Source organism: Ruegeria sp. AM9 (assembly GCF_056540565.1).
On record NZ_JBQFWY010000001.1, the window covers coordinates 819,326 to 844,555 of the forward strand.

Sequence of the window (25,230 nt, forward strand, 5' to 3'; positions counted from 1 at the left end):
CATTGCCACGAAGTGGGATTTGGCTATAGTGCGCGCTCTTTCGAAAGGCAGGGACGCAAGCGGATGAGCGACGTGAAAGTGGGGATCATCATGGGCAGCCAGTCGGACTGGCCCACGATGAAAGAAGCCGCAGACATTCTGGATGAGCTGGGCATCGCGTATGAGAAACGCATCGTTTCGGCGCACCGGACCCCCGACCGGTTGTGGGATTACGGCAAGACCGCCGTTTCGCGAGGGCTGCATGTGATCATTGCCGGGGCCGGAGGGGCCGCGCATCTGCCAGGCATGATGGCCTCGAAAACCCGAGTGCCGGTGATTGGCGTTCCGGTGCAGACACGGGCGTTGTCGGGTGTCGATTCGCTGTATTCCATCGTGCAGATGCCCAAGGGTTTCCCGGTGGCGACCATGGCGATTGGCGCGGCTGGCGGCGCAAATGCGGGCCTGATGGCGGCTGGTATTCTGGCCCTGCAGGACGATGCTCTGGCCCAGCGATTGGATGACTGGCGCGCAGCATTGTCGGCATCAATCCCCGAGGAGCCACAGGGATGAGCCGGATCGGATTCATCGGAACCGGGCATATTGCGGCTCCGATGGTTCGGTTTTTGGCCTCGAAAGGGCATTCCATATCCGTTACCGAACGTAACACCGACGTTTCAGCGGCCCTCAGGACCGAACTGGGTGTGACGGTCACTGATGCGCAATCTGTAATCGACACCTCGGACATCGTGTTTCTGTGTCTGCGCCCGCAGATTGCACCGGACGCCCTTGAAACGCTGACGTTTCGCGCCGACCAGCAAATCATTTCGGTCATGGCGGCGGTATCGGCCCAGCAACTGGCGCAGCTTTGCGCCCCGGCCTCGGATTTCGTTCAGACGATCCCTCTGGGTTTTCTGCAACAGGGTGGGTGCCCCCTGGCAGCCTTTGGAAATGACACTCTGCTGGCGGATTTGTTCCAACCGGAAAACCCGGTCGTCAGTGTCTCGGACGAGGCGGCGCTGAATGCGCATTTCGCGATTTGCGCAATGGTCCCCGGGATGCTTGACCTGATGGCGACCGGTGCCGCGTGGCTGACCGAACAAACCGGCGACGCGGACGCCGCCGAATTCTATACCACTCAACTATTGTCAGGGTTCCTGTCCACAATGGAAACGGGTACGTCGGGGCGGTTGACCACTGAGCGCGACGCTCTGGCGACCGAGGGAACGCTGAGCCTGCAGATGACGGATGGATTGCAGTCCGGTCGCGCCCATGATGTGTTGCGCGCGACGCTGGCGGCGATTGGATCACGGTTGGAGACGAAAGAATGACCGACACACTAAAACCACGCGCGAAGATCGGTATCCTGGGCGGTGGTCAGCTGGGCCGGATGTTGTCCGTGGCGGCGGCGCGTTTGGGATTTGTAACCCACATCTTCGAACCCGGCGCCAACCCGCCCGCCGGGCAGGTGGCCGACCGGGTGACCACCGCGGCCTATAACGATGCAGACGCCTTGCGCGCCTTTGCCGAGTCGGTCGACGTCATCACCTATGAATTCGAGAACATCCCGACCGAGGCGCTGGACCTGCTGGAATCCCACCGCCCGATCCGCCCGGGGCGCGAGGCGCTGCGTGTCAGCCAGGACCGGCTGACCGAGAAGAACTTTCTGCAAGGTCTTGGCCTGCAAACCGCACCCTTTGCCGACATCACCGACCTGAACAGCCTGAACGCGGCGATCAACCAGATCGGCACGCCTGCCATTCTGAAGACCCGCCGCTTTGGCTATGACGGCAAGGGCCAGGCGCGGTTGCGTGGTCCCGAGGATGCCGAGGCTGCGCTGGCCGATATGGCGGGCGCTCCGGCGATCCTTGAAGGGTTCGTGGAGTTCAGCCACGAGGTTTCGATCATCGCCGCGCGCGGGGTGGACGGCCAGGTTGCCTGTTTCGATCCGGGCGAGAACGTGCACCGCGACGGCATCCTGCACACCACGACGGTCCCTGCCCGCCTGCGCCCGGCGCAGCGTACGGATGCCGTGCTTTTGGCAGCCAACATCCTCAACGCGTTGGACTATGTCGGTGTCATGGGTGTTGAGCTGTTTGTCACCCCCACCGGTCTGATCGTGAACGAGATTGCGCCGCGGGTGCATAACTCGGGGCATTGGACCCAGAACGGCTGTGCGGTGGACCAATTCGAGCAGCATATCCGCGCGGTGGCCGGGTGGCCGTTAGGGGACGGGCAACGGCATTCGGATGTGGTCATGGAGAACCTGATCGGTGCCGACATGGATCGCGTGCCAGAGCTGGCGCAGGAACGCGACGTGGCCCTGCATCTGTATGGCAAGGCCGAGGTAAAGGCCGGTCGCAAGATGGGTCATTTCAACCGCATCTCGCGCTAGGGGGTCGCGCTGCCGCGCGATGCCTCCGGCGGGAGTATTTGCGAAAAGATGAAGCGGGTTAGAGGACGAACCGGGCCGCGATATCTCCGGCCATGTAGCTAACTCGGCCAGCTGCCAGAGTGGCGGCAACGCGGCGGGTTTCGGCATCCAGAATGACCAGATCGGCACGCTGCCCCGAAGCCAGCGTGCCCCGGTCATGCAGTCCCAATACGCGCGCAGGCCCCGAAGACACCAGCGCCCATGCGCCTGCCATATCCACCAACCCGGATTTGGCCAGCATCAGCGCGGCCCGTCTGGGGCTGGGATAGTGGTAGTCCGAGGCCAGCGCGTCGCAATATCCCATCGTGATCAGGTCCAGCGCGCTGACATTGCCCTTGTGCGACCCCCCGCGCACAACATTGGGCGAACCCAGAATGATATAGTCGCCACAGGCACGGGCGGCCTCGGCGGCCTCGAGGGTTTCAGGGAATTCGGCAATCTGCGCCCCGCGCGCGCGCCAGTCGGCGCGGGTTTGCGCGGTGGCATCGTCATGGCTGCCCATGCGCACGCCCTGCTTGGCGAGGGCTGCACACAGAGCGTCCAGCGCCGCAGGCACCTCGGTCCGGCGGTCGTGCATGGACAGCAACAGTTCGAAGTGTTTCTCTGGGTTACGCCCGGCCTTGAGCGCCTGTCCGGTCAGGCGCGGTGGTTTGCGCCGCTCGGCCAGACGGTCATGTGGAAGGTGATCGTTGAATACCACATAGGGTACCTGCCATTCGGCAATGCGTTTGGGCAGTCCCGCATAGTCGTCCAGCATATGCGTCTCGAACCGAAGCTGAGGCATCAGATCGGTCACGACGCGATCCTTGACCGCAGCAATGGCCTCAAACACCTGCCCTGCGAATTCGGGGCCGCGCACGCCGCCCTCCCAGCTGTGGAACTGGGCCAGAACGGCGGTGGTGATGCCGTTGGCGGCCAGCTCAGCCTCGACCGAGAGGATGCCCTCGTCCATCTGCTTCATCGCCCCGCGACGCGGCGCGATATGGCGCTCGAACCCGTCCCCGTGCAGATCAATGATGCCGGGCAGCACGAGGTATCCTGACAGATCGATTTCACGCCCGGTGCGGTCCGGCTGAATGACACCGTCTGCCATGGCCAAGTCAGAATGCACAAGGCCTTGCTCCGGCAGCAGCACCTCTGCGCCGGTCAGGGTCAGATTCAATGCGGTCATTGCGATGGCTCCGAGGCAGGTTCCGAGCAATCCTGCCCGATGCAGATTTCGTCGATGATATCCATCACGCCGTCCAGCCAGGTGATTTGAGGATCAAACTGCCCGTACTCGATGAAATGCAGCGCCTGTGCCATGACGCGCGGGTTGTTCATCATGAAGGTGTGGGTCACCGGCAGGACGATGTGATCCTTCATCCCTTCAACTTTCGTCGTCTCGATCGACACTTTGCCGTCATCCCGGCCGTCGATCATGGACGAAAACACCGGGTTCAACGAGTTCTCACCGGCAATCACGCCCAGTTCGAAATCCACCGGAGGCAGTTGGCTTGGGATGCCCTCGGGGCCGGTACCCAGCGCCAGTCCGGCGGGTCCGTGCAACATGCCGAATACTTCATACGCGCCCAGTTCATCCACCAATTGACTGCCCTGATTGGGCGGGCCGAGCATGACCACGCGTCCCAAATTCTCGGGCTGATGATCCTGCAGCCAATAGCGCAACAGAATGCCGCCCATCGAATGCGCCACCACGTTTACCCTGTCGTTGCCACAGGCCGCAAAAGCACTCGGCAGGGTCTGTTCGGCCAGCTCGGATATCGGCAGGTCCGTTGACGGATATCCCGGACGCACAACGTTATAGTCATGCGCCTTGAACAACTGTTCCATCACGGTGAACGACGCCTCGGTCCGCGCAAGCCCATGCAACAGCACCACGCATTTCGCATGAGCCGCCATTGGGGCGAGCAACAGAAAGATGGCAAGCAGGTATCTCATAGCCGCCAGATAGAGCTTAACCCGAGTTGATTAAACCCCCTGACGGGGTTTCAGCCTCAGAACGGCCAGCGCGATTCCGCCCAGTACCAGCCCTGCGCCAAGGACCAGACGCAGGCTGGCCGTTTCGCCCAAAAGGACGACCCCTCCGATAATCGCAATAATCGGGACGCTCAGTTGCACGACCGCTGCAGTGGTGGGGGGCAGCTGAGGCAGAACGCGGTACCAAAGCGCATACCCCAGACCCGAGGTGACGCCTCCGGACAATGCCGCCAGCATGTAGCCCGTTGCGGACATTCGCCATTCCATTCCGGCGGTCAGCAAGGCCAGCGCAGTGAGCGGCAACGCGACCACGAAATTTGCAGCCGTACCCGCCAGCGCGTCCGGTTCTGACCGTCCAACCAGCGAATAGACTGCCCAGCCGATCCCCGCCGCCGTCATCAAAGCGGCGCCGACCGGATTGACCGGAACCGCGCCCGAAGGCCAAAGCACATAGGCCAATCCCGCAAGCGCAATCGCGGCACCGGCAACCTGCCGCATTTGCGGAGTGTTACCCGACATCGAGTTAACCGCGAACATGGTAATCTGCACGACCCCGAACAGGATCAAAGCCCCCAACCCGGCATCCAGGGTCAGATACGCCACGGAAAACCCGATCATATAGAGGGACAACGACCCCGCCCCCGCGATCCTGCGCCGGTTGCGCAGCGGCAGGTGCCCGGCTCTTACCCAGACCAGAACAGCCAGCACCACAGCCCCGGCCAGAACCCGAACGACCGCGAACCCGGCGGGGTCGCTGGCCCCGCTATCGATGGCCAAACGGTTCAGGATCGAGTTCGCCGCAAAAGCGCACATGGTCAGCGCGGTGAGGAGGAACAGTCTCATATCAACCGCATAGCGGTTCCGCAGGGATTTGCACACTCACTTTCCTGCAGAGGAACGCCCCGCTTCATCTTTTTAAAAATACTCCCGCCGGAGGCATGCACGCGCAGCGGGCATCCTGAATAAAAAACGGGGCCGCCCGAAGGCGACCCCGTCCATATTCCAGCGACTTTTTCCTCTCGGCAGCTTGGCCTTGCAGCCAAGCGCCTGTCGGGACCGTCAGAACTCGCCGAGGCGAATTCGACGTGCTTACATCATGCCGCCCATGCCGCCCATGTCGGGCATGCCGCCACCCGGGGCCGCGCCTTCTTTGGCGGGACGGTCGGCAACCATCGCTTCGGTGGTGACCAGCAGACCGGCAACCGATGCCGCGTCTTCCAGAGCGGTACGGACGACCTTGGCCGGGTCGATCACGCCGAACGAGAACATGTCGCCATATTCTTCGGTCTGTGCGTTGAAGCCAAATGCTGCGTCGCCGCTTTCGCGGACCTTGCCAGCAACAACCGCGCCGTCAACACCTGCGTTCTCAGCGATCTGGCGCAGCGGCGCTTCGATTGCCTTGCGAACGATGTTGATGCCAGCGTTCTGGTCAGCGTTTGCGCCTTCCAGAGCTTCCAGTGCTTTACCGGCCTGAACCAGAGCAACACCACCGCCGACAACGACGCCTTCCTGCACAGCAGCGCGGGTCGCGTTCAGAGCATCGTCCACACGGTCCTTACGCTCTTTCACTTCAACTTCGGTCATGCCGCCGACGCGGATCACGGCAACACCGCCTGCCAGTTTGGCAACGCGCTCTTGCAGCTTCTCACGGTCGTAGTCCGACGAGGTTTCTTCGATCTGGGTGCGGATCTGAGCAACACGTGCTTCGATCTCGGCTTTCTCGCCTGCACCGTCGACGATGGTGGTTTCGTCTTTGGTGATTTCGATTTTCTTGGCGGTGCCCAGCATGTCCATGGTGACGGACTCGAGCTTCATGCCCAGATCTTCGCTGATGACCTGACCGCCGGTCAGGATTGCGATGTCTTGCAGCATGGCTTTACGGCGATCGCCGAAGCCCGGTGCTTTGACAGCAGCAATTTTCAGGCCGCCGCGCAGTTTGTTGACCACGAGGGTGGCCAGCGCTTCGCCTTCAACATCTTCTGCGATGATCAGCAGCGGCTTTTGCGACTGGATCACTTGTTCCAGCAGCGGAACCATCGGCTGCAGCGAGGACAGTTTCTTTTCGTGCAGCAGGATCATGCAGTCATCGAGCTCTGCGATCATCTTGTCTGCGTTGGTGACGAAGTAAGGCGACAGATAGCCACGGTCGAACTGCATACCTTCAACAACATCGGTCTCGGTTTCCAGACCTTTGTTTTCTTCGACGGTGATAACACCTTCGTTGCCAACCTTCTGCATCGCGTCTGCGATCTGCTGGCCGATTTCGGCTTCGCCGTTGGCCGAGATGGTGCCAACCTGCGCAACTTCGGCCGAGTCCTTGACTTCGCGCGAAGCCGACTTGATGCCTTCGACAACCTTGGCGGTTGCCAGGTCGATGCCGCGCTTCAGGTCCATCGGGTTCAGGCCAGCAGCAACCTGCTTCAGACCTTCGCGAACGATGGCTTGTGCCAGAACGGTTGCAGTGGTGGTGCCGTCGCCGGCTTCGTCATTGGTGCGGCTGGCGACTTCTTTCACCATCTGCGCGCCCATGTTTTCGAACTTGTCTTCCAGTTCGATTTCCTTGGCAACCGAAACACCGTCTTTGGTGATGCGCGGTGCGCCGAAGGATTTGTCCAGAACCACGTTGCGGCCTTTGGGGCCCAGGGTCACTTTAACAGCATCGGCCAGGATGTTCACACCTGCCAGCATACGGTTACGGGCATCGGTGTCGAACTTGACGTCCTTTGCAGCCATGTCGTTTCTCCTTGAGAAATAAGTTGGGAATGAAGATCAGAGAAGCGCGCGGGCTTACTCGATGATCCCCATGATGTCGCTTTCTTTCATCATCAGCAGCTCTTCGCCGTTGACCTGAACCTCGGTGCCCGACCACTTGCCGAACAGGATCTTGTCGCCAGCTTTTACAGCCATTGCGATCAGTTCGCCGCTGTCCTTGCGTGCGCCTTCGCCGGTTGCAACGACTTCGCCTTCGCTGGGCTTTTCTTTTGCGCTGTCAGGAATGATCAGGCCGCCTGCGGTTTTTTCTTCGCTTTCGGTACGGCGAACCAGCACACGGTCATGAAGCGGTTTCAATGCCATCTTTGCAGCTCCTTGGGCTCAAAGTTTGTTTATCCTCCCCTCACCGGATGGCGAGGCGTTAGCACTCGGGGTGTATGAGTGCCAGCGACGCATAGCTAGGGAGTCCAAATCCCCGAGTCAACAAGCTGTGATGGATTTTTTGGCAAATGACCTCAGTCGGCGCTTTCCCAGCTATAGGCCCAGTGTTTCAGGCCCTCGCTGCCTGCGTCTGACAGCGCATAGACGCCCTTGTCGATCTTGTCGAACCAGCCATAGTGGTTTTCCCGCATCAGGCGAGTGGCCGTGGGTACTCCGGTCGCTTTTGCCACCTCAGCCCCCTTGGTCGCGCCGCATTCGGCCAGATGAGCCGCGCATTTCAACGCGTCCTGCCGATAGGCCGTGACGATCCCATGCCGGGTGGCGCCTCCGGCATTGGGATCACCTTCCAGCCGGTCGAATTCACGCAGCAGCCGCGTGACCTTGGCCTTGTTCTTGCGCGGCGCATAGGGGCCGGGGTCGCATTGTACCTCGACCGTACCATCGGCCCGCACGGTGATCAGCCCCAGACCCAGACGGCGACACAGGGCGAGATTGTCCTTCAACGCCCGCCGGGCCGTGCGCCCCTTGGGTTTGCACACCCCGATATAGACCTGATCAGTCACCTTCAGTCGCGTGATCGCCTGATGGAACAGTGCCAGTGAAAACCGCAGCTTCAGTTCCACGATCACAGGCTCATCCCCATCCCGAACAGCAACGATATCGGCCGCGCCGACCTCGCCTTTGACGGTATAACCCTGACGCTCCAGCAACGCCTTGATGGGGGGATAGAGATCCTGCTCGCGGTCCATAGCTACATGCTAGGCGAAATGCCACAGATTGCCAGAGGTCGTGTGCAAACCCTTGATCCGCCTTGCACACCGCCCGGCACCGGGGCAAGCTCGGCGCCGAACTGACACAACCGGGATGATACAAATGCGCCTGTTCCTGTTTCTGATCTGCCTGCTGCTGCCCGCCACAGTGCAAGCTGCCTGCGAAGGGCGTGATCTGAAGGCCGATCTGGCACCCGCGGCATGGGCGGAACTGGAACAGGCCCTTGAAGGCGTACCCTATCCCGAAGGCAACCACTGGATCGCAACAAAGGGCGACACAGTTCTGCATCTGATCGGCACGCTCCACCTGAGCGATCCGCGCATGGATACGATCGTCGAACGCCTGACACCAACACTCAGCCAGGCCGACGCCTTCTATTTCGAAGTGACTCAGGACGAGATGGACGCCTGGGAACAGGAACTGGCCCGTGACCCAAGCCCGATCCTGATCACCTCCGGCCCCACCCTGATTGACCTGCTGCCAGATGAGGCATGGGCGGCCCTATCGTCTGCAATGGCCGAGCGCGGCATACCCAGTTGGATGGGGGCAAAAATGCGCCCCTGGTTTCTGGGCATGACGCTTGCCATGCCTGCGTGTTTAATTGCGGACCCCGAGGCCAGTCGCGGGCTGGATGCACGCCTGACCGAATTGGCCGAAGAACGCGGCATCCCGCAATTCTCGTTGGAGAGCATCGAGGAACTGATGGCGATGTTCGAAATCCACACCATCGAAGAACAGGCGGAATCGCTGGCGCGGATGTCCAATGCCTATGGCAACAGCGACGACCAGATGGTCACTATGGCAAATGCTTATTTCGACGAAAATCACGCGCATTCCATCGAACTGGGTCGCATCATGGCGCGCAAGTATTCCGGCATGTCACCCGAAATCTTTGACGAGGAATGGGACGCGTTCGAACAGCACCTGTTGATCGAGCGGAACAACAACTGGATGCCGCATATTTTGAACATTCAGGATCAGACTGCCGTGATTGCCGTGGGCGCCGGGCATCTAGGCGGCACGCACGGCCTTTTGTACCAGTTGCAACAGGCCGGATACACCCTGACCCGCGCCCAGTTCTGAGTGGATACGGGCGAATTTCAGACCAACCGTCGCAGCGTAAACACTGCCGGGTGACAAGTCCGGCGGTCCGACCTATAAGGCGCGCAAATTTATCATCCTCAGGACGCTGACATGACAACCCTTGTATTTGGCCATAAATCCCCCGACACGGACTCCACAGGCTCGCCGATCCTGTGGTCGTGGTACCTGAACGAAGTCAAAGGCGAGCAGGCCGAGCCCGTTCTGCTGGGCGAGCCCAACACCGAAGCCGCGTTCATGCTGCAGCGCTGGGATCTGCCCAAGCCGCGCATTATCGAAGATGTGGACGCGGATGCTCCGGTTGTCATCGTCGACACCAACAACCCGGCCGAGCTGCCCGCCGGCGTCAACAGCGCCGACATCCGTGCCATCATCGACCACCACAAGCTGGTTGGCGGTCTGGAAACCAAAGGCCCGATCGACATCACCGTGCGCCCGCTGGCCTGCACCGCGACCATCATGGTCGACCTGATGGGCGACGCCGCCGCCAAGATGCCCGAAGCCATCAAAGGCGCGGCACTGACCTGCATCCTGTCGGACACGCTGGAATTCCGCTCGCCCACCACTACCGCGCATGACCGCGAAGTGGCCGAGAAACTGGCCGCCGATCTGGGTCTGGACGTCTCGACCTATGCCGCCGACATGTTCGCGGCGAAATCGGACGTGTCGTCCTTTTCAGACGCTGAACTGATCCGCATGGACAGCAAGGAATACGAAGTCGACGGCACCAAGTTCCGCGTCTCGGTTCTGGAAACCACCGCGCCGGGCGTAGTGCTGGACCGCAAGGCCAGCCTGGCGGACTCGATGGCAAACGTCGCCAAGGAAGATGGTGTTGATCAAGTTCTGCTGTTCGTGGTCGACATCCTGAACGAAGAAGCCACCCTGCTGGTGCCCAACGATGTGGTCAAAGGCGTGGCCGAAAAAAGCTTTGGCGCATCGGTCGATGGCGACGCCGTTGTTCTGCCCGGCATCATGAGCCGCAAAAAGCAGATCATTCCGAACCTCAAGGTCTGATCTAATCTGAACACCAGTTGCAGGGGCGCCTATTCCGGTGCCCCTGTTTCGTTTGGGGCACCCGCATTCGCGTGTTGGTGAAACAAAAGCCCCTCGCGGCGATACAAAATCAAGCCGTGATCCGTATACAGATCACGTAGGAAAACCCGCTCCCACTTTCCCTGATCTGCAGATTTGTCCAGACGCCAATACTGAACACACAGGTCTGCCAACTCGACTTCAAGAATATCCCCCAGGCACTGGGTATCCCCAGATGGGACAAACGTTTCCACCTTGAATTCATAGCACGTTCGGAACGGGGCAATCCCCCGACATCGCTCAACCGCATAAAACTCGATGCGGTAGGCAAAGAGATTGACGTTAAAGAGGTCGCCAAAGAAAAGCACCTCATTCGTCTGCATTTCATTCCGATCCAGCCAATAATCGGGTGAGAAGAACTCGAACGCCGTTGCGTACATGAACTCTCGCTCACCCCACTTTCCATCAAAGCGATAGGGTTTGTGCGAGGCCGAACTCCAGTAGTTTATGACCGGTTCCTCGCCTTCTTCGACCGGCAGGAAATGTTCTTCGCCGAACAGCGCCGTGGCAAAAATCAGGGTAAGTTCCTTATGGCCCGTGTTTCGCACGGTCGAAGAAATTTTGACCGGCACCATCCCCGTCTCGATTACCGGCTCTCCGACCGAGGTCGAAACATTCACCTCCAACACATAGCTCTTGCCAAATTCAAGCAAGCCGAACTGAAACACTGCCCACAAACCGGCGAGCGATATTGCGATGATCTGAAACCATCGGAAAACCGCTTCGGTCCTACCCTGAGAGCCGCCCTCTTTCTGCATCCTGCAATCGCAATAAACGTAACAAATCGGCACGTATCATAACACAAATCCGGCTCTGAGCCGAATGGCGCGCTGCCCGCTGACACCGTGCGGGATGGTCATTCTGCCCGCGCTTTGGCATAGCTAGCGCAAACCTGTTTTCTTACCCGAGGCCATTATGACCCAGATCATCCACGCCCTGTCCGACGTATCCGACCGCTATAAGGCGCTGTTCGTTGACCTCTGGGGCTGCGTTCACAATGGCATCACCGCCTTCCCCGAGGCCGTTGCCGCCCTGCAGGCCTATCGGGCAAAAGGCGGGATTGTGGTGTTGGTCACCAACTCTCCGAAACCCCGCGCGGGCGTGGCCGAGCAGCTGGCACAATTCAACGTGCCCGACAATGCCTATGACACCATCGCCACCAGCGGCGACTCGGCGCGTTCGGCGATGTTTCGGGGTGCGGTGGGCGAAAAGGTTTATTTCATGGGGGAATGGCAGCGCGATGCCGGGTTCTTTGAACCGCTGAAACTGCTGCACCACCCCATCCACATCGAACGTGTCCCTCTGGACGAGGCCGAAGGCATCGTCTGCTGCGGCCCGTTCGACCCGATGGCGGACCCGTCGGTGAACCGCCCAGATTTCCTCTATGCCAAGCAAAAGGGCATGAAGCTGCTCTGCGCCAACCCCGATATCGTGGTCGACCGGGGCGAGGTCCGGGAATGGTGCGCGGGCGCGCTGGCCAAACTTTATACCGAGATGGGCGGCGAGAGCCTCTATTTCGGCAAGCCGCATCCGCCGATCTACGATCTGGCCCGTCGTCGGCTGCAGGAATTGGGTCATGACATCCCTGATGGCGACATTCTTGTGATCGGTGACGGCCCGCATACCGACATTCTGGGCGGCATGGGAGAGGGGATTGATTCTCTGTTCATTTCCGGCGGATTGGCTGCGGCCGAAACAAAAACGTCGCACCATCCGCATCAAGAATCCCTAACTGATTATATCGCAAGGGAAAACATCAACCCCACCTATACAATCGGCCGTCTGAGATAATCAGAAAAGACTTGATTTTCTGCGACTGCGAAGTAATAAAGTTGCCGAACTAGGGCAGCTTTGGTTTTTTTGTTGCCCTGCGGATTCAAGTGAGGGCGACATGTTGGACAATCTTCCGCGCGGCACGATCTGTATCGAAGACATCGAAATGGGCATGACCCGTTACCTGCGCAAAGTGGTAACGGACGAAGATATCGAGATGTTCGCGCAGGTTTCGACTGACCGGAATCCGGTGCATCTGGACGACGATTACGCCCGCGACACGATCTTCGAGGGCCGCATCGCGCACGGGATGCTGACCGCCGGCCTGATCTCGGCCGTGATCGGGGAACAACTGCCCGGCCACGGCACCGTATACATGGGTCAGTCGCTGAAATTTCTGGCCCCGGTCCGCCCCGGCGACATGGTCTATGCCGAGGTCAAGGTGATCGACATCGACTTTTCAAAGCGCCGGGTCAAGTTGGACTGTCACTGCTCGGTCGACGGTAAGAAAGTGCTGATCGGTGAGGCCATGGTGCTGGCCCCGTCGCGCAAGTTCGACTGAGCCGAATCCAGGCTCTACCTGTCATGTTTCAGCCACCGGCCCGGTCTACCTCCGGGCCGTGAGCCATCTCGGCGCGCACGTCATCTGTGCAAACCCATGCAGAGGCAGCACGTTTCCGTGCAAACGGCTGACCGCAGCCGGATGCGCGGCCAAACCGGCATCCTACTTTCGCTGACCGCCTCTGATCGACTGGATGACGCATTCGATCAGGGTCAACACGCCTATCCGAACCCGTACGCCGTCCTGCGCATGGTCTTTGACAAGGCCCGCCGACGAGTGACTCAGTTGGGCATTGATCCTTCCCGTGCAGCCTAGGTCACACCTCAGACCGCCAGACCGGCGGATACGACAAATCAGAAATAGGTCCGACGACTTCAAGCCGGCAGGCCCACGGCAGGACGGCGAAATCAGGCGCTTGAACCCACCCCGCAGTCCCGCTAGGCAGGCACTATGCGCATTATCCGGGATTTTCAGTTTATCGAGCCTCAGGACCGTGGCGCCAGCGTGGCGATCGGGAACTTTGACGGCGTCCATATCGGCCACCAATCGGTGATCGAACTGGCGCGCAATGCTGCCCCGGATGCCCCTTTGGGTGTAATGACGTTTGAACCCCACCCGCGCGAGTATTTTGCACCCGACGCGCCCCCCTTTCGCCTGATGCGCGGCAATGCCCGCGCGCACCGGTTGGAAAAGCTGGGTGTGCGAAAGCTGTACGAATTGCCCTTCAACGCGGCCTTGGCCGGGCTGACTCCCGAGGAATTCGCCCGCAACGTGATCTGCGACGGGCTGGGCCTGTCACATGTGGTCGTAGGTGCCGATTTCTGTTTCGGCAAAGGCCGCAGCGGAACGGCGGATGACATGGCCCGCTTTGGGCAGGAAATGGGGTTCGGCGTCACCATTGCCCCGCTGATGGAGCGGTCCGAAAACGTGGTGTCCTCGACCGCAATCCGCACCGCCTTGTCCGAAGGCCGCCCGCGCGATGCTGCCGCCATGCTGGGCCATTGGCACCGGATCGAGGGCGAGGTGATCGGCGGCGAACAGCGGGGCCGCGAACTGGGCTTCCCAACGGCAAACATGTCCATCGAGGGGCTACACCCGCCGAAATTCGGCGTCTATGCGGTGCTGATCGATGTGCTGGACGGCCCCCATCAGGGCAGCTATCACGGCGCGGCCTCGGTGGGGATCAGGCCGATGTTCCACGGCGAAGTGCCCAATATCGAGACCTTTCTGTTCGACTTTTCGGGCGACCTTTATGGCGCGACCCTTTCGGTCGGGTTGATCGACTATCTGCGCCCCGAGATGACCTTTGGCGGGCTCGACGGTCTTATCACCCAGATGGATGCCGATTGCGCCAAGGCCCGCAGCATTCTGGCGGCGCTATGACCACCGATCCGATTGATCGCAAAGGCCTCAGCCCCCGTTTCTGGGAACGCAAACCACTGGCCAAGATGAACCAGCACGAGTGGGAGGCACTGTGCGACGGCTGTGGCAAATGCTGTCTGAACAAGCTGGAGGACGAGGATACCGGCGAGGTCGCCCTGACCTGCGTCGCCTGCCGCCTGCTGGATGATGAGACCTGTCGCTGCACCCAATACGACATCCGCCACCAGTTCGTGCCGGAATGTATCGTGATGAAGCCCGACAACATAGACGACCATGCCTATTGGCTACCGCAGACCTGCGCTTATCGGCTGCTGTGGGAAGGCAAACCTCTTTACGACTGGCACCCGTTGATATCTGGTACGCCGAACAGCGTGCACGCCGCCGGGATGTCGGTTCAGGGCCGCACGGTGTCCGAGTTCGAAACACCGCTTGAAGAGTGGGAAGACTATATCATCGAGGAGCCCAGCTGATGTATTTCGCCTCTGACAATTCCGGGCCGGTTCACCCGCAAGTCATGGCCGCTTTGAACGCGGCCAATGAGGGCTATCAGATGGCCTATGGCGCCGACACGCTGATGAACGAGGTGCGGGACCGCATTCGCGGCCTCTTCGAGGCTCCGGGCGCGGCGGTTTATCTGGTGGCCACCGGAACGGCAGCGAATTCGCTGGCGCTTGCGACGCTGGCAAACCCTTGGGATACGGTATTCTGCTCGCCGGTGGCGCATATCCACGAGGATGAGTGCAACGCGCCGGAGTTCTACAGCGGCGCCAAGCTGACGCTGGTGCCGGGCGGTGACAAGATGGAGCCCGAGGCGCTGCGCCGCTCGATTCTGGCGGAAGAGACGCGCGGTGTGCACGGCCCCCAACGCGGTCCGGTGTCGATCACGCAGGTCACGGAACGCGGTTCGGTCTATTCACTGGCCGAGTTGCAGGCGCTGTGCGGTGTAGCCAAGGAATACGGCCTGCCAGTGCATCTGGACGGCGCGCGGTTCACCAACGCGTTGGTTGCGCTGAACTGCTCTCCGGCCGAGATGACGTGGAAAGCGGGCGTGGACGCAGTCAGCTTTGGCGGCACCAAGAACGGGTTGATGGGGGTCGAGGCGGTTGTCTTCTTCGACGAATCCAAAGCCTGGGAATTCGAACTGCGCCGCAAGCGCGGGGCGCATCTGTTTTCCAAACACCGCTACCTGTCGGCGCAGATGGCGGCCTATCTGCAGGATGATCTGTGGCTGAAACTGGCACGTCAGGCCAATGACAACTGCGCCCGACTGGCCGAGGGGTTGCGCGCTAAAGGCGCCTCGTTCCTGCACGAACCGCAGGCGAACATGATTTTCGCGCAATTCTCGCGCGCGCGGCACAAACAGCTGCACGACGCAGGTGCCGTCTATCACCTGTGGGGGGCGGAGCTGGACGGCGACGATGACGCGGAAATCCTTGCCTGCCGCCTGGTCTGCGACTGGTCGATCAGCGCCGAGGAGATCGACCGGTTCCTCGCCCTGCTTTAACGGCTGCCGACGTCCTGCCAGAACTGCCGTACAAGGCGCGCAGTGTCTTGCGGATGCGAAATCGGTAACATATGCCCTGCCCCCTCGACCATGGCGCAGGATGCATTGGGCAGCCGCCTTTGCAGCCCCTGAGCAATCACAGGCATCACCGGATGCGTCCTTGACCCGCTGAGGATCAGAACCGGCATGGCCGCTCGGTCCAGAACGCCGGGGCTCAGCAGCCCTTTCCGGTCCTGAAACAGAACATCTTCGACCGCTGGAACAACGTGCACGCCCCGCACCATTGCGGCACGCGTCCGCTCCGGCAGGTCCGGCCAGCGGGGGCTGTCATCGGTGCTCCACATCCTGTTGAACAGGCGCGCGGCCAGCGCCATATCTCCGGCGGCCAGAGCATCCGTATAAGGCTGCGCCTCGTGGTCGTGCATCGCCATCAAATCGGGCGCGTCCTGTTTCGCGACCGCAAAGAACACAGGCTCGATCAACACCGCGCTGCGGATCAGTTCAGGGTGTTCGACCGCAAGATGCAGCGCAATCATGCCGCCAAATGAATGACCGATCACGTCCATCGGCTCGGTCAGCTGTGCGACCGCCGCTTCCGTCGCGAGGTCGAAGAAACACCCCTGTCCGTCCCAATCCGGGCTGCGGCCGTGAGACAGCATGTCGGGCGCAATCAGGGTCGCCTCGCCCTCCAGCGCCGCTGCCAGACCCGACCACGCACCGGAATGCGCAATCGTGCAATGAAGGGCCAGCACCTTGCGCGCGCCCTGCCCCAAGATTCTGACATGAACCGGCGGCAGGTTCGTCACTCTTTCATCTCGGTCAGGTGCCGATCCAGATCGTCCAGCCGATCCTGCCCCCAGAACCTCTGATCATCCTCGGTGATATAGAAGGGCGCACCAAAAACACCGCGATCCACAGCCTCTTCCAGATTGGCGGCGTATGTTTCGGCCCCCACCAGCAGGCCACTATCCGCAAGGTTCGGATCAAACCCGGCCAGTGACAGGCAATCGCGGATCACGTCATCCTGCGCGATGTCCTTTTCCTCGGCCCAGCAGGCGCGCAGGAAGGATTGGACCAGCTTGCCCACATCGCCAGAGCCGTCCTTGACCGCCGCGATCACCGCATAAGAGGACGGCGCCATATTGGTCGGCCAGTGCGCCGGTTGCAGATTGAACTCCACGCCCAAACTTCTGGACTGCCGCAGCAATTCCTGCGCCCGGTATTCGACGCGCGAGATATGCCGATCCTTCGGTGGCGTCCCCCCGGTGCGTGCGAACAGCGCCATGATATCCAGCGGTTTGTAATTGATCGTCGCGCCGTGCTTGGCCGCAATTTCTTCCAGCCGCGCGCCAGCCAGATAAGTGTATGGCGAGAGTGTCGCAAAAAAGTAGTCAATCCGGGACATGTTCACTTTCTCCGCAGCGTTATCTTTGCTGGACGGTAAGGCCATGCTAAGCGGTGTCAACATCACGAATCTGTCACATTTGCCATTGCTGCCCGGGGACCTCAGCCGATGCCGACACTCCACGAACCCAAGCTTATCGCTGGGAACGCCAATCTTCCGCTTGCCGAATCCATTGCCCGCCGCATGAGCCTGTACCGCGGAGTCGATCAGGGTCTGGTCGATGCGCGGGTCGAACGGTTCAACGATGGCGAGATTTTCGTCGAAGTGTTCGAAAACGTCCGTGGCGAGGATATGTTCATCGTCCAGCCGACCTCGAACCCGGCCAATGACAACCTGATGGAGCTGCTGATCATCGCCGACGCGCTGCGCCGCTCGTCCGCGCAGCGGATCACCGCCGTGATCCCCTATTTCGGCTATGCCCGTCAGGACCGCCGCACCAAGGCCCGCACGCCGATCAGCGCCAAGCTGGTGGCCAACATGCTAACCGGCGCCGGGATCGAGCGGGTTCTGACCATGGACCTACATGCCGCGCAGATTCAGGGGTTCTTTGATATCCCCGTGGACAACCTCTATGCCTCGCCGATCTTTGCGCTGGATGTGAAAAATCAGTTCAAGGACAATCTGGACGAGATCATGGTGGTCTCGCCCGACGTTGGCGGCGTGGCCCGCGCGCGTGAGCTGGCCAAGCGGATCAACGCCCCCCTGTCAATCGTGGACAAGCGCCGCGAAAAGGCCGGTGAAGTGGCCGAGATGACCGTGATCGGGGACGTGAAGGACAAGATCTGCCTGATCGTGGACGATATGTGCGACACCGCCGGAACGCTGTGCAAAGCGGCGCAGGTGTTGCTGGATAACGGCGCGAAAGAGGTCCACTCGTACATCACCCACGGCGTCATGAGCGGCCCGGCGGTCGAACGCGTGACGAACTCGGTGATGAAGTCGCTGGTGCTGACCGACACCATCCAGCCCACCAAAGAGATCGACAAAGCCAAGAACATCCGCATCGTGCCGACCGCGCCGATCTTTACCCAGGCGATCCTGAACATCTGGAACGGCACCAGCGTGTCGTCCCTGTTCGAGGACAAGACCCTGACGCCGATCTACGAATCCATGTACCACATGGACTGACAGAGACGGGCGGCCCAACAGCCGCCCTCTTTCGTTATAATACCAAATCAGGACGTTCCAGTGACCGCCTCAAAACGCATTGTTCTTTCCAGCGACCACGCAGCCATCGATCTGCGTCAGGCCGTTGCCAACCACATCGCAGCACAGGGCTGGGACGTGGTGGATATCGGACCGACCACACCCGAAAGCACGCATTACCCCAAACACGGAAAAGCCGCAGCGCAGGCCGTGGCCTCGGGGGAGTGCGAACTAGGGATCATTCTGTGCGGCACCGGACAGGGTATCATGATGGCGGCGAACAAAGTCCCCGGCATCCGCTGTGGCGTCTGCTCGGACGCGTTCTCGGCCCGGATGATCCGTCAGCACAACAACGCCAACATGCTGTCCATCGGCGCGCGCGTGGTGGGTGAAGGTCAGGCGCTGGACATCGTCGATGCGTTTCTGGAGGCCGAATTCGAAGGCGGACGTCACGCGACGCGTGTTGATATGATCGAGGAAGAATAAAGGGCCTAAAGTAGCCCTTTTTTCAAAGCACCACGAAACCTGACGCCACTCTCTTGCAGAGCTTGGTCGAAATGCGTCTGACACATGTTGGAGCACTCTGGCGGTGCAACTGCCTGAGCAACCTTTGCTCGAGCGCGACGAATACCGCAGGAATTAGGCAAATTCAGGCGCCTAAAGCGCAGTTTTACTGCATACACCTTTCCTTGTGCCGGTGCACTAAATCCGCCGACATTCGGCCAATTTTCACCACATTATCTGGGTAGGGATTTTCGAAACCTTAAGTTCAATTCTTGAGACATCGACCTATGTCCAGCGCAAGCTTTCAAGACCACATTCAACGCATCAACGCTAAAAACCCGCATGCGAATCCCCCCCTTTCGCAAGAGTTTACAAAAGCTTCATCGTTGCGTCCGACACACTGGAAGGTACTTGTCGGCATTCTGATTTTGAGTGTCGGCCAACAAGTATTAAGACAGGCCAACGAAAGCTACGAGACCATAAAGCAAAGCTATGGGATAGGTGCCGCAGCCGGGCTGGGTATCGGGGGCGCGTTGATGCTGGTGATTGGTTGCGTTCTTATGTTCCGCGGCCTTACTGCGGCAAACAAGCAGCAAAACAAGACAATCTCACACGGTTCAGGAACTGATGGGCGCCCTAAACGTAAAGCGTCAAACAGGGCGCGGACCATCAGTTCTGTTGTGGGCTTCACTTTTGGCGCGATCGCGTCATTTTACCTGATCGTCGGAAAAGTCGCCCACTCAATCGGCACCAATGTTGCGCGTGAGTTCGCCACTGAGGCAGGCGCGGTCATGATTGGGCTAGCTCTTCTTTCCGTGTTCATCGGAATTACCGGGCTTCGCCTACGTGGGTTTGCCTTGGGTCGGGTTCCTGTTTACTTTCTAATTGGAGCCTTAGTAACGATTTCCGCCATGAAACTGAGCGGCATTAACCCCTACGAATGGAGCTGGTTGCTTTCCAGACTGCGCTGATCAACGCGAAGAATGCACAGCGTGTCTTTCCAAGCTCAATCTTCACGATATCTCCCAGTCATCCTCGTGAGGCACTTCACCTATTGCCGTCCACGTCACCCGTATCCTGGCAATGCGTGTGTCTGACCATGTACGGAACACGGCGACAAAACCTTCGGGCGTTATGTCCGCAGCCGTCACTTCGGCACGCAGGGCCGAGGATGTGTCCACATCCCACAGCGACACGCCGATCTGAACCACCGGCACCGACCGGAAGGGCTGACTGAAGGTGATGGGTTTGCGCCGTTCGCGCGGCCCCTCGCCCGTCCACATATCGCCACCATCAGCGAATTCGGAAAACAGCACGGCCTCGCCTTGGTCGATGCCAATCGGGTGGGTTCGAAATGTCTTCATTACATCGTCTTTTTCTTTGAATTCCGACACCTTATCCCGAGGTTTCGTTAAAATCACCACAAAAAAACGGCCCCGCGCAAGCGAGGCCGTTTTCGACATTCTGAATGCAGTGAGCCTTACAGGCTCATATGCGTTCCAAGGGCTTCCATGTCGGCCAGCAGCTTGGCGGCGTCGTCGACGATGGATTGGTCATCGCCTTCCTTCGCTGCTTCGTGCGAAGCGCGGGCCTCGGCCACCAGATCGTCCAGATGCGACCGGGTCACCTCGGCAACCGGAATGGCCTTTTCGGCCAGAACCGACAGGCTATCGCCGTTGATCTGAGCAAACCCGCCGGTGACCAGATATTCACTGGAGCCTTCGGGTGAGTCGACCTTCAGGATGCCCGGGCGCAGAGTGGTGATGGTGGGGGCATGATCGGGCATCGCCGTCATGTCCCCGTCCGCGCCGGGAATCTGGACCGCCGTCGCGCTGAGCGAAGCTAGGCTCCGCTCGGGGCTGACGAGGTCGAATTGCATCGTGTTTGCCATCAGGGATACTCCTTAGGCGGCTTCTGCGGCCATCTTTTCCGCTTTGGCGATCACTTCTTCGATGCCGCCAACCATCAGGAAGGCCGCTTCGGGCAGGTGATCGTATTCGCCGGCCACAACGGCCTTGAACGACGCGATGGTCACATCCAGAGGAACCTGAACGCCCGGCGACCCGGTGAAGACCTCGGCCACATCGAACGGCTGCGACAGGAAGCGTTCGATCTTACGGGCACGGGCCACGGTCAGTTTGTCTTCTTCCGACAGTTCGTCCATGCCGAGGATGGCGATGATGTCCTGCAGCGACTTGTAGCGCTGGAGGATCTGCTGAACGTCGGTCGCAACCTTGTAGTGCTCTTCACCAACGATGGCCGGGTCGAGCAGGCGCGAGGTCGAGTCGAGCGGGTCAACCGCAGGGTAGATACCCTTTTCCGAGATCGCACGGTTCAGAACGGTGGTCGCGTCCAGGTGCGCAAACGAGGTTGCCGGCGCAGGGTCGGTCAGGTCGTCCGCAGGTACGTAGATGGCCTGCACCGAGGTGATCGAGCCCGACTTGGTCGAGGTGATGCGTTCCTGCAGGGCGCCCATGTCGGTGGCCAGCGTCGGCTGGTAGCCCACCGCCGAAGGGATACGACCCAGCAGAGCCGAAACCTCGGAGCCCGCCTGCGTGAAGCGGAAGATGTTGTCGACGAAGAACAGAACGTCGGTACCGGACTGGTCGCGGAACTGCTCGGCCAGGGTCAGACCGGTCAGAGCAACACGCGCACGCGCTCCCGGAGGTTCGTTCATCTGACCGTAAACCAGGGCCACCTGCGATTCCGACAGGTTGTCGGGCTTGATGACGTTCGATTCGATCATCTCGTGGTACAGGTCGTTGCCTTCACGGGTCCGTTCACCAACACCCGCGAACACCGAGAAGCCCGAGTGCACTTTTGCGATGTTGTTGATCAGTTCCATGATCAGAACGGTTTTACCAACGCCGGCGCCGCCGAACAGGCCGATCTTACCGCCTTTGGCGTAGGGGGCCAGCAGGTCAACAACCTTGATGCCGGTGACCAGAACTTCCGACTCGGTCGATTGTTCGTCGAAGGTCGGCGCGGGCTGGTGGATCGCGCGGGCCTCAGACGCTTCAACCGGGCCTTTTTCGTCGATCGGTTCACCAACCACGTTCAGGATGCGGCCCAGGGTGGCGTTGCCAACCGGAACCGAGATCGGTGCGCCGGTGTCAGTCACGGCTTCGCCGCGGACCAGACCTTCGGTCGCGTCCATCGCGATGGTGCGGACGGTGTTTTCACCCAGGTGCTGAGCAACTTCCAACACCAGGCGCTTGCCGTTGTTGGTGGTTTCCAGCGCGTTCAGAATTTCAGGCAGCTGATCTTCGAAGTGCACGTCGACGACGGCCCCGATGATCTGTGTGACTTTGCCTTTTGCATTCGCCATGTTTCGTCTCCGGTTTTCTTACAGCGCTTCGGCGCCGGAAATAATTTCAATCAGCTCGTTGGTGATCACGGCCTGACGCGAGCGGTTGAACTGGATCGTCAGCTTGTCGATCATCTCACCCGCGTTGCGCGTCGCGTTGTCCATCGCGGACATCCGTGCACCCTGTTCAGACGCTCCGTTTTCGAGCAGAGCCGAGAAGATCGCGGTCGCGACCCCCTTAGGCAGCAGGTCGGCCAGGATGGCCTCTTCGCTGGGCTCGTAGTCGAAGATGGCACCGCTGTCGCCACCCGCCGCTTCGTCTTCGAACGAGGCGGGGATGACCTGCTGTGCCGTCGGGATCTGGGTCACAACGTTGACAAACTTCGAGTAGAAGATCGTGGCAACATCGAACTCACCCCCGTCAAAGCGGGACAGGATGTCCTTCGCGATGTCCTGCGCGTTGGTGTAACCAATGCGTTTTGCTTCGCTCAGGTCGACATGCCCGACGAACAGATCGCCCAGATCACGCTTGAGCGCGTCGCGGCCTTTCTTGCCGACGGTCAGAACCTTGACCGTCTTGCCTTTGCCGCGCAGCTCTTCCGCCTTTTGGCGGGCCAGCTTGGCGATGTTCGAGTTGAAGCCGCCACACAGGCCACGTTCAGCTGTCATCACAACCAGCAGATGGACATCATCACTGCCCGTACCACGGAGCAGCTTGGGGGCGCTGTCGCTACCCCCGACCGACGCCGCCAGCCCCGCCATCACGGCATTGAACCGTTCGGCATAGGGGCGCGAGGCTTCGGCAGATTCCTGGGCGCGGCGCAGTTTTGCGGCCGCGACCATCTGCATGGCCTTGGTGATCTTGCGGGTCGATTTGACCGACTCGATCCTGTTTTTAAGGTCCTTCAGACTAGGCATCGGAACCTCCTCTTATGCGAAGGTCGCGGCGTATTCGTCGATCGCTGCCTTGATCTTGTCGGACGCATCACCTTTGATCTTCGGATCTTCGTCGGTGAGCCACTGAAGCAGGTCAGCGTGCTTGCCGCGCAGGTGCGCCAGCAGACCGGCCTCGTAGCGGCCAACGTCGGACACTTCGATCTTGTCGAGGTAACCGTTGGTGCCTGCGAAGATAACGCAGACGATTTCCGCGTTGGTCAGCGGCGAGTATTGCGGCTGTTTCATCAGCTCGGTCAGACGCGCACCACGGTTCAGCAGCTGCTGAGTTGCGGCGTCAAGGTCAGAACCAAACTGCGCAAAGGCAGCCATTTCGCGGTACTGCGCCAGTTCCAGTTTAACCGGACCCGCGACCGATTTCATCGCGTTGGTCTGAGCCGACGAGCCCACACGCGAAACCGACAGACCGGTGTTCACGGCAGGACGGATGCCCTGGTAGAACAGTTCGGTTTCCAGGAAGATCTGGCCGTCGGTGATCGAGATCACGTTGGTCGGAATAAACGCCGAAACGTCACCACCCTGGGTTTCGATAACCGGCAGAGCGGTCAGCGAACCAGCACCGAAATCTTCGTTCAGCTTCGCCGAACGTTCCAGCAGGCGCGAGTGGAGGTAGAAAACGTCACCCGGATAGGCTTCACGTCCGGGCGGACGGCGCAGCAGCAGGGACATCTGACGATAGGATACAGCCTGCTTCGACAGGTCATCATAGATGATCAGCGCGTGGCGGCCGTTGTCACGGAAGTACTCGGCCATCGCGGTCGCGGCGTAGGGTGCCAGGAACTGCATCGGCGCCGGGTCGGACGCGGTCGCGGCCACAACGATCGAGTAGTCAATCGCGCCGGACTCTTCCAGTTTCTTCACCAGCTGCGCAACGGTCGAACGCTTCTGACCAACCGCAACGTAAACGCAGTACAGCTTCTTCGACTCGTCGTCGCCTGCTGCGTCGTTGTAAACTTTCTGGTTCAGGATGGTGTCCAGAGCAACGGCGGTTTTACCGGTCTGACGGTCACCAATGATCAGTTCCCGCTGGCCACGGCCAATCGGGATCATCGCGTCAACCGATTTCAGGCCGGTTGCCATCGGCTCGTGCACCGATTTACGCGGAATGATGCCGGGGGCTTTGACGTCGGCAACGCCACGCTTCGACGCGTTGATCGGACCTTTGCCGTCCAGCGGGTTGCCCAAACCGTCAACAACGCGGCCCAGCAGTTCGTCACCGATCGGAACGTCCACGATCGAGTTGGTGCGCTTGACGGTGTCACCTTCTTTGATGTCACGGTCGGAGCCGAAGATAACGACACCCACGTTGTCGCTTTCCAGGTTCAGGGCCATGCCCATGATGCCACCGGGGAATTCGACCATCTCACCCGCTTGCACGTTGTCCAGGCCGTATACACGGGCAATCCCGTCACCGACGCTCAGCACGCGGCCGATCTCGGCCACTTCCGCTTCCTGACCAAAATTCTTGATCTGGTCCTTCAGGATTGCAGAAATCTCTGCAGCTTGGATTCCCATTTATCCGACCTCTTTCATTGCATTCTGTAGGGAGTTCAGCTTCGAACGGATCGAGCTATCGATCATTTTCGAGCCCACTTTAACGACAAGACCGCCGATGAGGCTTTCATCCACGGTCGCATTGATTGTCACGGTCTTGCCCACACGCTCGGACAGCGTTTTGGACAGTTTATCCAGTTGTGTCTTGGTCAGCGCCTTGGCCGAGGCGACATCGGCGGTCACTTCGCCGCGCTCTTCGGCCAGCATGTCGCGCAGAACCTGCACCAGCTGCGGCACCACGAACAGGCGGCGTTTCTGCGCCATCAGGCCCAGCGTATTGCGCAGGATGGCGTGCAGGCCCATTTTGTCGGCAACCGCGGTGATTGCGCCTTCCTGTTCGGCGCGCGAAACCAGCGGAGATGCGATCAGGTCGCGCAATTCAGCGCTTTCGCCCAAAGCTGCTGCCAGATCATTGATGCCGGATTCCAGACCTGCAAGGTCATTGTTCTCTTTTGCAATCTCAAAGATTGCAGTGGCATAGCGCTCGGCGATGCCAGTGGAAATCGAAGCTGGTTCGGACACGTCCACCCTTCCGATATTTGAGGCCCCGATTTTGAGTAGCGGCCGCTACCTTGGGGCGTGAGGAAACCCCGTCCATGTAGGGCGGGGATCAAAATCACCGGGGATGTAG

At 60.1% G+C, this 25,230-nt stretch carries 30 protein-coding genes; 15 read left to right on the forward strand and 15 right to left on the reverse strand.

The annotated features are described in order from the left end of the window. Positions 1-63 precede the first annotated feature (63 nt). Genes purE through ACR0DO_RS04170 form a run of 3 tightly spaced genes read left to right on the forward strand, consistent with a single transcriptional unit; the run spans position 64 to position 2,371 of the window. Positions 64-549: a 5-(carboxyamino)imidazole ribonucleotide mutase gene (gene purE, locus ACR0DO_RS04160; protein WP_480556846.1), complete on the forward strand. Its 486-nt coding sequence runs from the start codon at positions 64-66 to the stop codon at positions 547-549. After that, positions 546-1,307: an NAD(P)-binding domain-containing protein gene (locus tag ACR0DO_RS04165; RefSeq protein ID WP_480556847.1), complete on the forward strand. Its 762-nt coding sequence runs from the start codon at positions 546-548 to the stop codon at positions 1,305-1,307. The genes purE and ACR0DO_RS04165 overlap by 4 nt, the downstream gene beginning before the upstream one ends. Further along, the gene (locus tag ACR0DO_RS04170) at positions 1,304-2,371 is read left to right on the forward strand and encodes a 5-(carboxyamino)imidazole ribonucleotide synthase (protein ID WP_480556848.1); all 1,068 of its coding nucleotides are present in this window, start codon (positions 1,304-1,306) and stop codon (positions 2,369-2,371) included. Before ACR0DO_RS04165 ends, ACR0DO_RS04170 begins: the two co-directional genes overlap by 4 nt. Positions 2,372-2,429: 58 nt before the next feature. Here ACR0DO_RS04170 and ACR0DO_RS04175 read toward each other — a convergent pair whose 3' ends face one another. From ACR0DO_RS04175 to ACR0DO_RS04200, 6 genes are all read right to left on the reverse strand, one after another. Then, entirely contained in the window at positions 2,430-3,581 is a 1,152-nt protein-coding gene (locus tag ACR0DO_RS04175) for an alpha-D-ribose 1-methylphosphonate 5-triphosphate diphosphatase (RefSeq protein WP_480556849.1), read from the reverse strand. After that, positions 3,578-4,351: an alpha/beta fold hydrolase gene (locus ACR0DO_RS04180; RefSeq protein ID WP_480556850.1), complete on the reverse strand. Its 774-nt coding sequence runs from the start codon at positions 4,349-4,351 to the stop codon at positions 3,578-3,580. Before ACR0DO_RS04180 ends, ACR0DO_RS04175 begins: the two co-directional genes overlap by 4 nt. A gap of 30 nt (positions 4,352-4,381) precedes the next feature. Beyond that, positions 4,382-5,233: a DMT family transporter gene (locus ACR0DO_RS04185; protein ID WP_480556851.1), complete on the reverse strand. Its 852-nt coding sequence runs from the start codon at positions 5,231-5,233 to the stop codon at positions 4,382-4,384. 246 nt (positions 5,234-5,479) lie between these two features. Next, complete coding sequence (gene groL, locus ACR0DO_RS04190; RefSeq protein WP_480556852.1) at positions 5,480-7,123, reverse strand: chaperonin GroEL; 1,644 nt, start codon at positions 7,121-7,123, stop codon at positions 5,480-5,482. A 54-nt stretch (positions 7,124-7,177) separates the two neighbouring features. Beyond that, on the reverse strand, positions 7,178-7,465 hold the full coding sequence (groES, locus tag ACR0DO_RS04195) for a co-chaperone GroES (RefSeq protein ID WP_039523824.1): 288 nt from the start codon (positions 7,463-7,465) through the stop codon (positions 7,178-7,180). A 152-nt stretch (positions 7,466-7,617) separates the two neighbouring features. Then, positions 7,618-8,292 (reverse strand): DUF2161 domain-containing phosphodiesterase, encoded by a 675-nt coding sequence (locus ACR0DO_RS04200; RefSeq protein WP_480556853.1) that lies wholly within the window; start codon positions 8,290-8,292, stop codon positions 7,618-7,620. A gap of 124 nt (positions 8,293-8,416) precedes the next feature. Between ACR0DO_RS04200 and ACR0DO_RS04205 the strand changes: the two genes are divergently transcribed. Continuing rightward, entirely contained in the window at positions 8,417-9,397 is a 981-nt protein-coding gene (locus ACR0DO_RS04205) for a TraB/GumN family protein (RefSeq protein WP_480556854.1), read from the forward strand. Between the two features lie 111 nt (positions 9,398-9,508). Further along, positions 9,509-10,429, forward strand: a complete 921-nt coding sequence (locus ACR0DO_RS04210; protein ID WP_480556855.1) for a manganese-dependent inorganic pyrophosphatase — start codon at positions 9,509-9,511, stop codon at positions 10,427-10,429. A gap of 29 nt (positions 10,430-10,458) precedes the next feature. Here ACR0DO_RS04210 and ACR0DO_RS04215 read toward each other — a convergent pair whose 3' ends face one another. Next, positions 10,459-11,265 carry a hypothetical protein gene (locus tag ACR0DO_RS04215; protein WP_480556856.1) on the reverse strand — a complete coding sequence of 269 codons (807 nt, stop codon included), beginning with the start codon at positions 11,263-11,265 and terminating at the stop codon, positions 10,459-10,461. A 157-nt stretch (positions 11,266-11,422) separates the two neighbouring features. Between ACR0DO_RS04215 and ACR0DO_RS04220 the strand changes: the two genes are divergently transcribed. The 7 genes from ACR0DO_RS04220 (at position 11,423) to ACR0DO_RS04250 (ending at position 15,729) form a co-directional block, all read left to right on the forward strand. Continuing rightward, entirely contained in the window at positions 11,423-12,298 is an 876-nt protein-coding gene (locus ACR0DO_RS04220) for an HAD family hydrolase (protein ID WP_480556857.1), read from the forward strand. A 100-nt stretch (positions 12,299-12,398) separates the two neighbouring features. After that, entirely contained in the window at positions 12,399-12,842 is a 444-nt protein-coding gene (locus tag ACR0DO_RS04225) for a MaoC family dehydratase (RefSeq protein WP_170440782.1), read from the forward strand. Beyond that, complete coding sequence (locus tag ACR0DO_RS04230) at positions 12,802-13,017, forward strand: Stf0 family sulfotransferase (protein ID WP_480556858.1); 216 nt, start codon at positions 12,802-12,804, stop codon at positions 13,015-13,017. Before ACR0DO_RS04225 ends, ACR0DO_RS04230 begins: the two co-directional genes overlap by 41 nt. Then, positions 12,960-13,157: a hypothetical protein gene (locus ACR0DO_RS04235; RefSeq protein WP_480556976.1), complete on the forward strand. Its 198-nt coding sequence runs from the start codon at positions 12,960-12,962 to the stop codon at positions 13,155-13,157. Before ACR0DO_RS04230 ends, ACR0DO_RS04235 begins: the two co-directional genes overlap by 58 nt. A 135-nt stretch (positions 13,158-13,292) precedes the next feature. Next, a complete protein-coding gene (locus tag ACR0DO_RS04240; protein WP_480556859.1) occupies positions 13,293-14,225 on the forward strand; it encodes a bifunctional riboflavin kinase/FAD synthetase in 933 nt (310 codons plus the stop codon). Further along, positions 14,222-14,695, forward strand: coding sequence for a YcgN family cysteine cluster protein (locus ACR0DO_RS04245; protein WP_480556860.1), 474 nt, complete (start codon positions 14,222-14,224; stop codon positions 14,693-14,695). Before ACR0DO_RS04240 ends, ACR0DO_RS04245 begins: the two co-directional genes overlap by 4 nt. Next, on the forward strand, positions 14,695-15,729 hold the full coding sequence (locus ACR0DO_RS04250) for a threonine aldolase family protein (RefSeq protein WP_480556861.1): 1,035 nt from the start codon (positions 14,695-14,697) through the stop codon (positions 15,727-15,729). Before ACR0DO_RS04245 ends, ACR0DO_RS04250 begins: the two co-directional genes overlap by 1 nt. Here ACR0DO_RS04250 and ACR0DO_RS04255 read toward each other — a convergent pair. Together ACR0DO_RS04255 and ACR0DO_RS04260 are read right to left on the reverse strand one after the other, a co-directional pair. After that, the gene (locus tag ACR0DO_RS04255) at positions 15,726-16,535 is read right to left on the reverse strand and encodes an alpha/beta fold hydrolase (protein ID WP_480556862.1); all 810 of its coding nucleotides are present in this window, start codon (positions 16,533-16,535) and stop codon (positions 15,726-15,728) included. The two genes, ACR0DO_RS04250 and ACR0DO_RS04255, sit on opposite strands and share 4 nt — an antisense overlap. Continuing rightward, complete coding sequence (locus ACR0DO_RS04260) at positions 16,532-17,134, reverse strand: DsbA family protein (RefSeq protein WP_480556863.1); 603 nt, start codon at positions 17,132-17,134, stop codon at positions 16,532-16,534. Before ACR0DO_RS04260 ends, ACR0DO_RS04255 begins: the two co-directional genes overlap by 4 nt. Before the next feature lie 108 nt (positions 17,135-17,242). On the opposite strand from ACR0DO_RS04260, the gene ACR0DO_RS04265 reads away from it, so the two are divergent. The 3 genes from ACR0DO_RS04265 (at position 17,243) to ACR0DO_RS04275 (ending at position 19,755) form a co-directional block, all read left to right on the forward strand. Further along, on the forward strand, positions 17,243-18,262 hold the full coding sequence (locus tag ACR0DO_RS04265) for a ribose-phosphate pyrophosphokinase (protein WP_170440769.1): 1,020 nt from the start codon (positions 17,243-17,245) through the stop codon (positions 18,260-18,262). 60 nt (positions 18,263-18,322) lie between these two features. Continuing rightward, positions 18,323-18,766, forward strand: coding sequence for a ribose 5-phosphate isomerase B (rpiB, locus tag ACR0DO_RS04270; protein WP_480556864.1), 444 nt, complete (start codon positions 18,323-18,325; stop codon positions 18,764-18,766). A gap of 305 nt (positions 18,767-19,071) precedes the next feature. Next, entirely contained in the window at positions 19,072-19,755 is a 684-nt protein-coding gene (locus ACR0DO_RS04275; protein ID WP_480556865.1) for a hypothetical protein, read from the forward strand. Between the two features lie 42 nt (positions 19,756-19,797). On the opposite strand, the gene ACR0DO_RS04280 is transcribed toward ACR0DO_RS04275, so the two are convergent. The 6 genes from ACR0DO_RS04280 to ACR0DO_RS04305 form a co-directional block, all read right to left on the reverse strand. Continuing rightward, positions 19,798-20,148 carry an H-type lectin domain-containing protein gene (locus tag ACR0DO_RS04280; RefSeq protein ID WP_480556866.1) on the reverse strand — a complete coding sequence of 117 codons (351 nt, stop codon included), beginning with the start codon at positions 20,146-20,148 and terminating at the stop codon, positions 19,798-19,800. A 116-nt stretch (positions 20,149-20,264) separates the two neighbouring features. Beyond that, complete coding sequence (locus ACR0DO_RS04285; protein ID WP_480556867.1) at positions 20,265-20,675, reverse strand: F0F1 ATP synthase subunit epsilon; 411 nt, start codon at positions 20,673-20,675, stop codon at positions 20,265-20,267. A 12-nt stretch (positions 20,676-20,687) separates the two neighbouring features. Continuing rightward, positions 20,688-22,112, reverse strand: coding sequence for a F0F1 ATP synthase subunit beta (atpD, locus tag ACR0DO_RS04290; protein WP_010441763.1), 1,425 nt, complete (start codon positions 22,110-22,112; stop codon positions 20,688-20,690). An 18-nt stretch (positions 22,113-22,130) separates the two neighbouring features. Further along, positions 22,131-23,009, reverse strand: coding sequence for a F0F1 ATP synthase subunit gamma (locus ACR0DO_RS04295; RefSeq protein WP_480556868.1), 879 nt, complete (start codon positions 23,007-23,009; stop codon positions 22,131-22,133). 12 nt (positions 23,010-23,021) lie between these two features. After that, complete coding sequence (gene atpA / locus ACR0DO_RS04300) at positions 23,022-24,560, reverse strand: F0F1 ATP synthase subunit alpha (protein ID WP_170440756.1); 1,539 nt, start codon at positions 24,558-24,560, stop codon at positions 23,022-23,024. Next, a complete protein-coding gene (locus tag ACR0DO_RS04305; protein WP_480556869.1) occupies positions 24,561-25,121 on the reverse strand; it encodes a F0F1 ATP synthase subunit delta in 561 nt (186 codons plus the stop codon). Between the last annotated feature and the right edge of the window lie 109 nt (positions 25,122-25,230).

Excerpts from the sequence above, each read along its gene's own strand:
- purE (WP_480556846.1), top strand. The coding sequence starts at position 64 with ATGAGCGACGTGAAAGTGGGGATCATCATGGGCAGCCAGTCGGACTGG.
- ACR0DO_RS04165 (WP_480556847.1), top strand. The coding sequence starts at position 546 with ATGAGCCGGATCGGATTCATCGGAACCGGGCATATTGCGGCTCCGATG.
- ACR0DO_RS04170 (WP_480556848.1), top strand. The coding sequence starts at position 1,304 with ATGACCGACACACTAAAACCACGCGCGAAGATCGGTATCCTGGGCGGT.
- ACR0DO_RS04175 (WP_480556849.1), bottom strand. The coding sequence starts at position 3,581 with ATGACCGCATTGAATCTGACCCTGACCGGCGCAGAGGTGCTGCTGCCG.
- ACR0DO_RS04180 (WP_480556850.1), bottom strand. The coding sequence starts at position 4,351 with ATGAGATACCTGCTTGCCATCTTTCTGTTGCTCGCCCCAATGGCGGCT.
- ACR0DO_RS04185 (WP_480556851.1), bottom strand. The coding sequence starts at position 5,233 with ATGAGACTGTTCCTCCTCACCGCGCTGACCATGTGCGCTTTTGCGGCG.
- groL (WP_480556852.1), bottom strand. The coding sequence starts at position 7,123 with ATGGCTGCAAAGGACGTCAAGTTCGACACCGATGCCCGTAACCGTATG.
- groES (WP_039523824.1), bottom strand. The coding sequence starts at position 7,465 with ATGGCATTGAAACCGCTTCATGACCGTGTGCTGGTTCGCCGTACCGAA.
- ACR0DO_RS04200 (WP_480556853.1), bottom strand. The coding sequence starts at position 8,292 with ATGGACCGCGAGCAGGATCTCTATCCCCCCATCAAGGCGTTGCTGGAG.
- ACR0DO_RS04205 (WP_480556854.1), top strand. The coding sequence starts at position 8,417 with ATGCGCCTGTTCCTGTTTCTGATCTGCCTGCTGCTGCCCGCCACAGTG.
- ACR0DO_RS04210 (WP_480556855.1), top strand. The coding sequence starts at position 9,509 with ATGACAACCCTTGTATTTGGCCATAAATCCCCCGACACGGACTCCACA.
- ACR0DO_RS04215 (WP_480556856.1), bottom strand. The coding sequence starts at position 11,265 with ATGCAGAAAGAGGGCGGCTCTCAGGGTAGGACCGAAGCGGTTTTCCGA.
- ACR0DO_RS04220 (WP_480556857.1), top strand. The coding sequence starts at position 11,423 with ATGACCCAGATCATCCACGCCCTGTCCGACGTATCCGACCGCTATAAG.
- ACR0DO_RS04225 (WP_170440782.1), top strand. The coding sequence starts at position 12,399 with ATGTTGGACAATCTTCCGCGCGGCACGATCTGTATCGAAGACATCGAA.
- ACR0DO_RS04240 (WP_480556859.1), top strand. The coding sequence starts at position 13,293 with ATGCGCATTATCCGGGATTTTCAGTTTATCGAGCCTCAGGACCGTGGC.
- ACR0DO_RS04245 (WP_480556860.1), top strand. The coding sequence starts at position 14,222 with ATGACCACCGATCCGATTGATCGCAAAGGCCTCAGCCCCCGTTTCTGG.
- ACR0DO_RS04250 (WP_480556861.1), top strand. The coding sequence starts at position 14,695 with ATGTATTTCGCCTCTGACAATTCCGGGCCGGTTCACCCGCAAGTCATG.
- ACR0DO_RS04260 (WP_480556863.1), bottom strand. The coding sequence starts at position 17,134 with ATGTCCCGGATTGACTACTTTTTTGCGACACTCTCGCCATACACTTAT.
- ACR0DO_RS04265 (WP_170440769.1), top strand. The coding sequence starts at position 17,243 with ATGCCGACACTCCACGAACCCAAGCTTATCGCTGGGAACGCCAATCTT.
- ACR0DO_RS04275 (WP_480556865.1), top strand. The coding sequence starts at position 19,072 with ATGTCCAGCGCAAGCTTTCAAGACCACATTCAACGCATCAACGCTAAA.
- ACR0DO_RS04280 (WP_480556866.1), bottom strand. The coding sequence starts at position 20,148 with ATGAAGACATTTCGAACCCACCCGATTGGCATCGACCAAGGCGAGGCC.
- ACR0DO_RS04285 (WP_480556867.1), bottom strand. The coding sequence starts at position 20,675 with ATGGCAAACACGATGCAATTCGACCTCGTCAGCCCCGAGCGGAGCCTA.
- atpD (WP_010441763.1), bottom strand. The coding sequence starts at position 22,112 with ATGGCGAATGCAAAAGGCAAAGTCACACAGATCATCGGGGCCGTCGTC.
- ACR0DO_RS04295 (WP_480556868.1), bottom strand. The coding sequence starts at position 23,009 with ATGCCTAGTCTGAAGGACCTTAAAAACAGGATCGAGTCGGTCAAATCG.
- atpA (WP_170440756.1), bottom strand. The coding sequence starts at position 24,560 with ATGGGAATCCAAGCTGCAGAGATTTCTGCAATCCTGAAGGACCAGATC.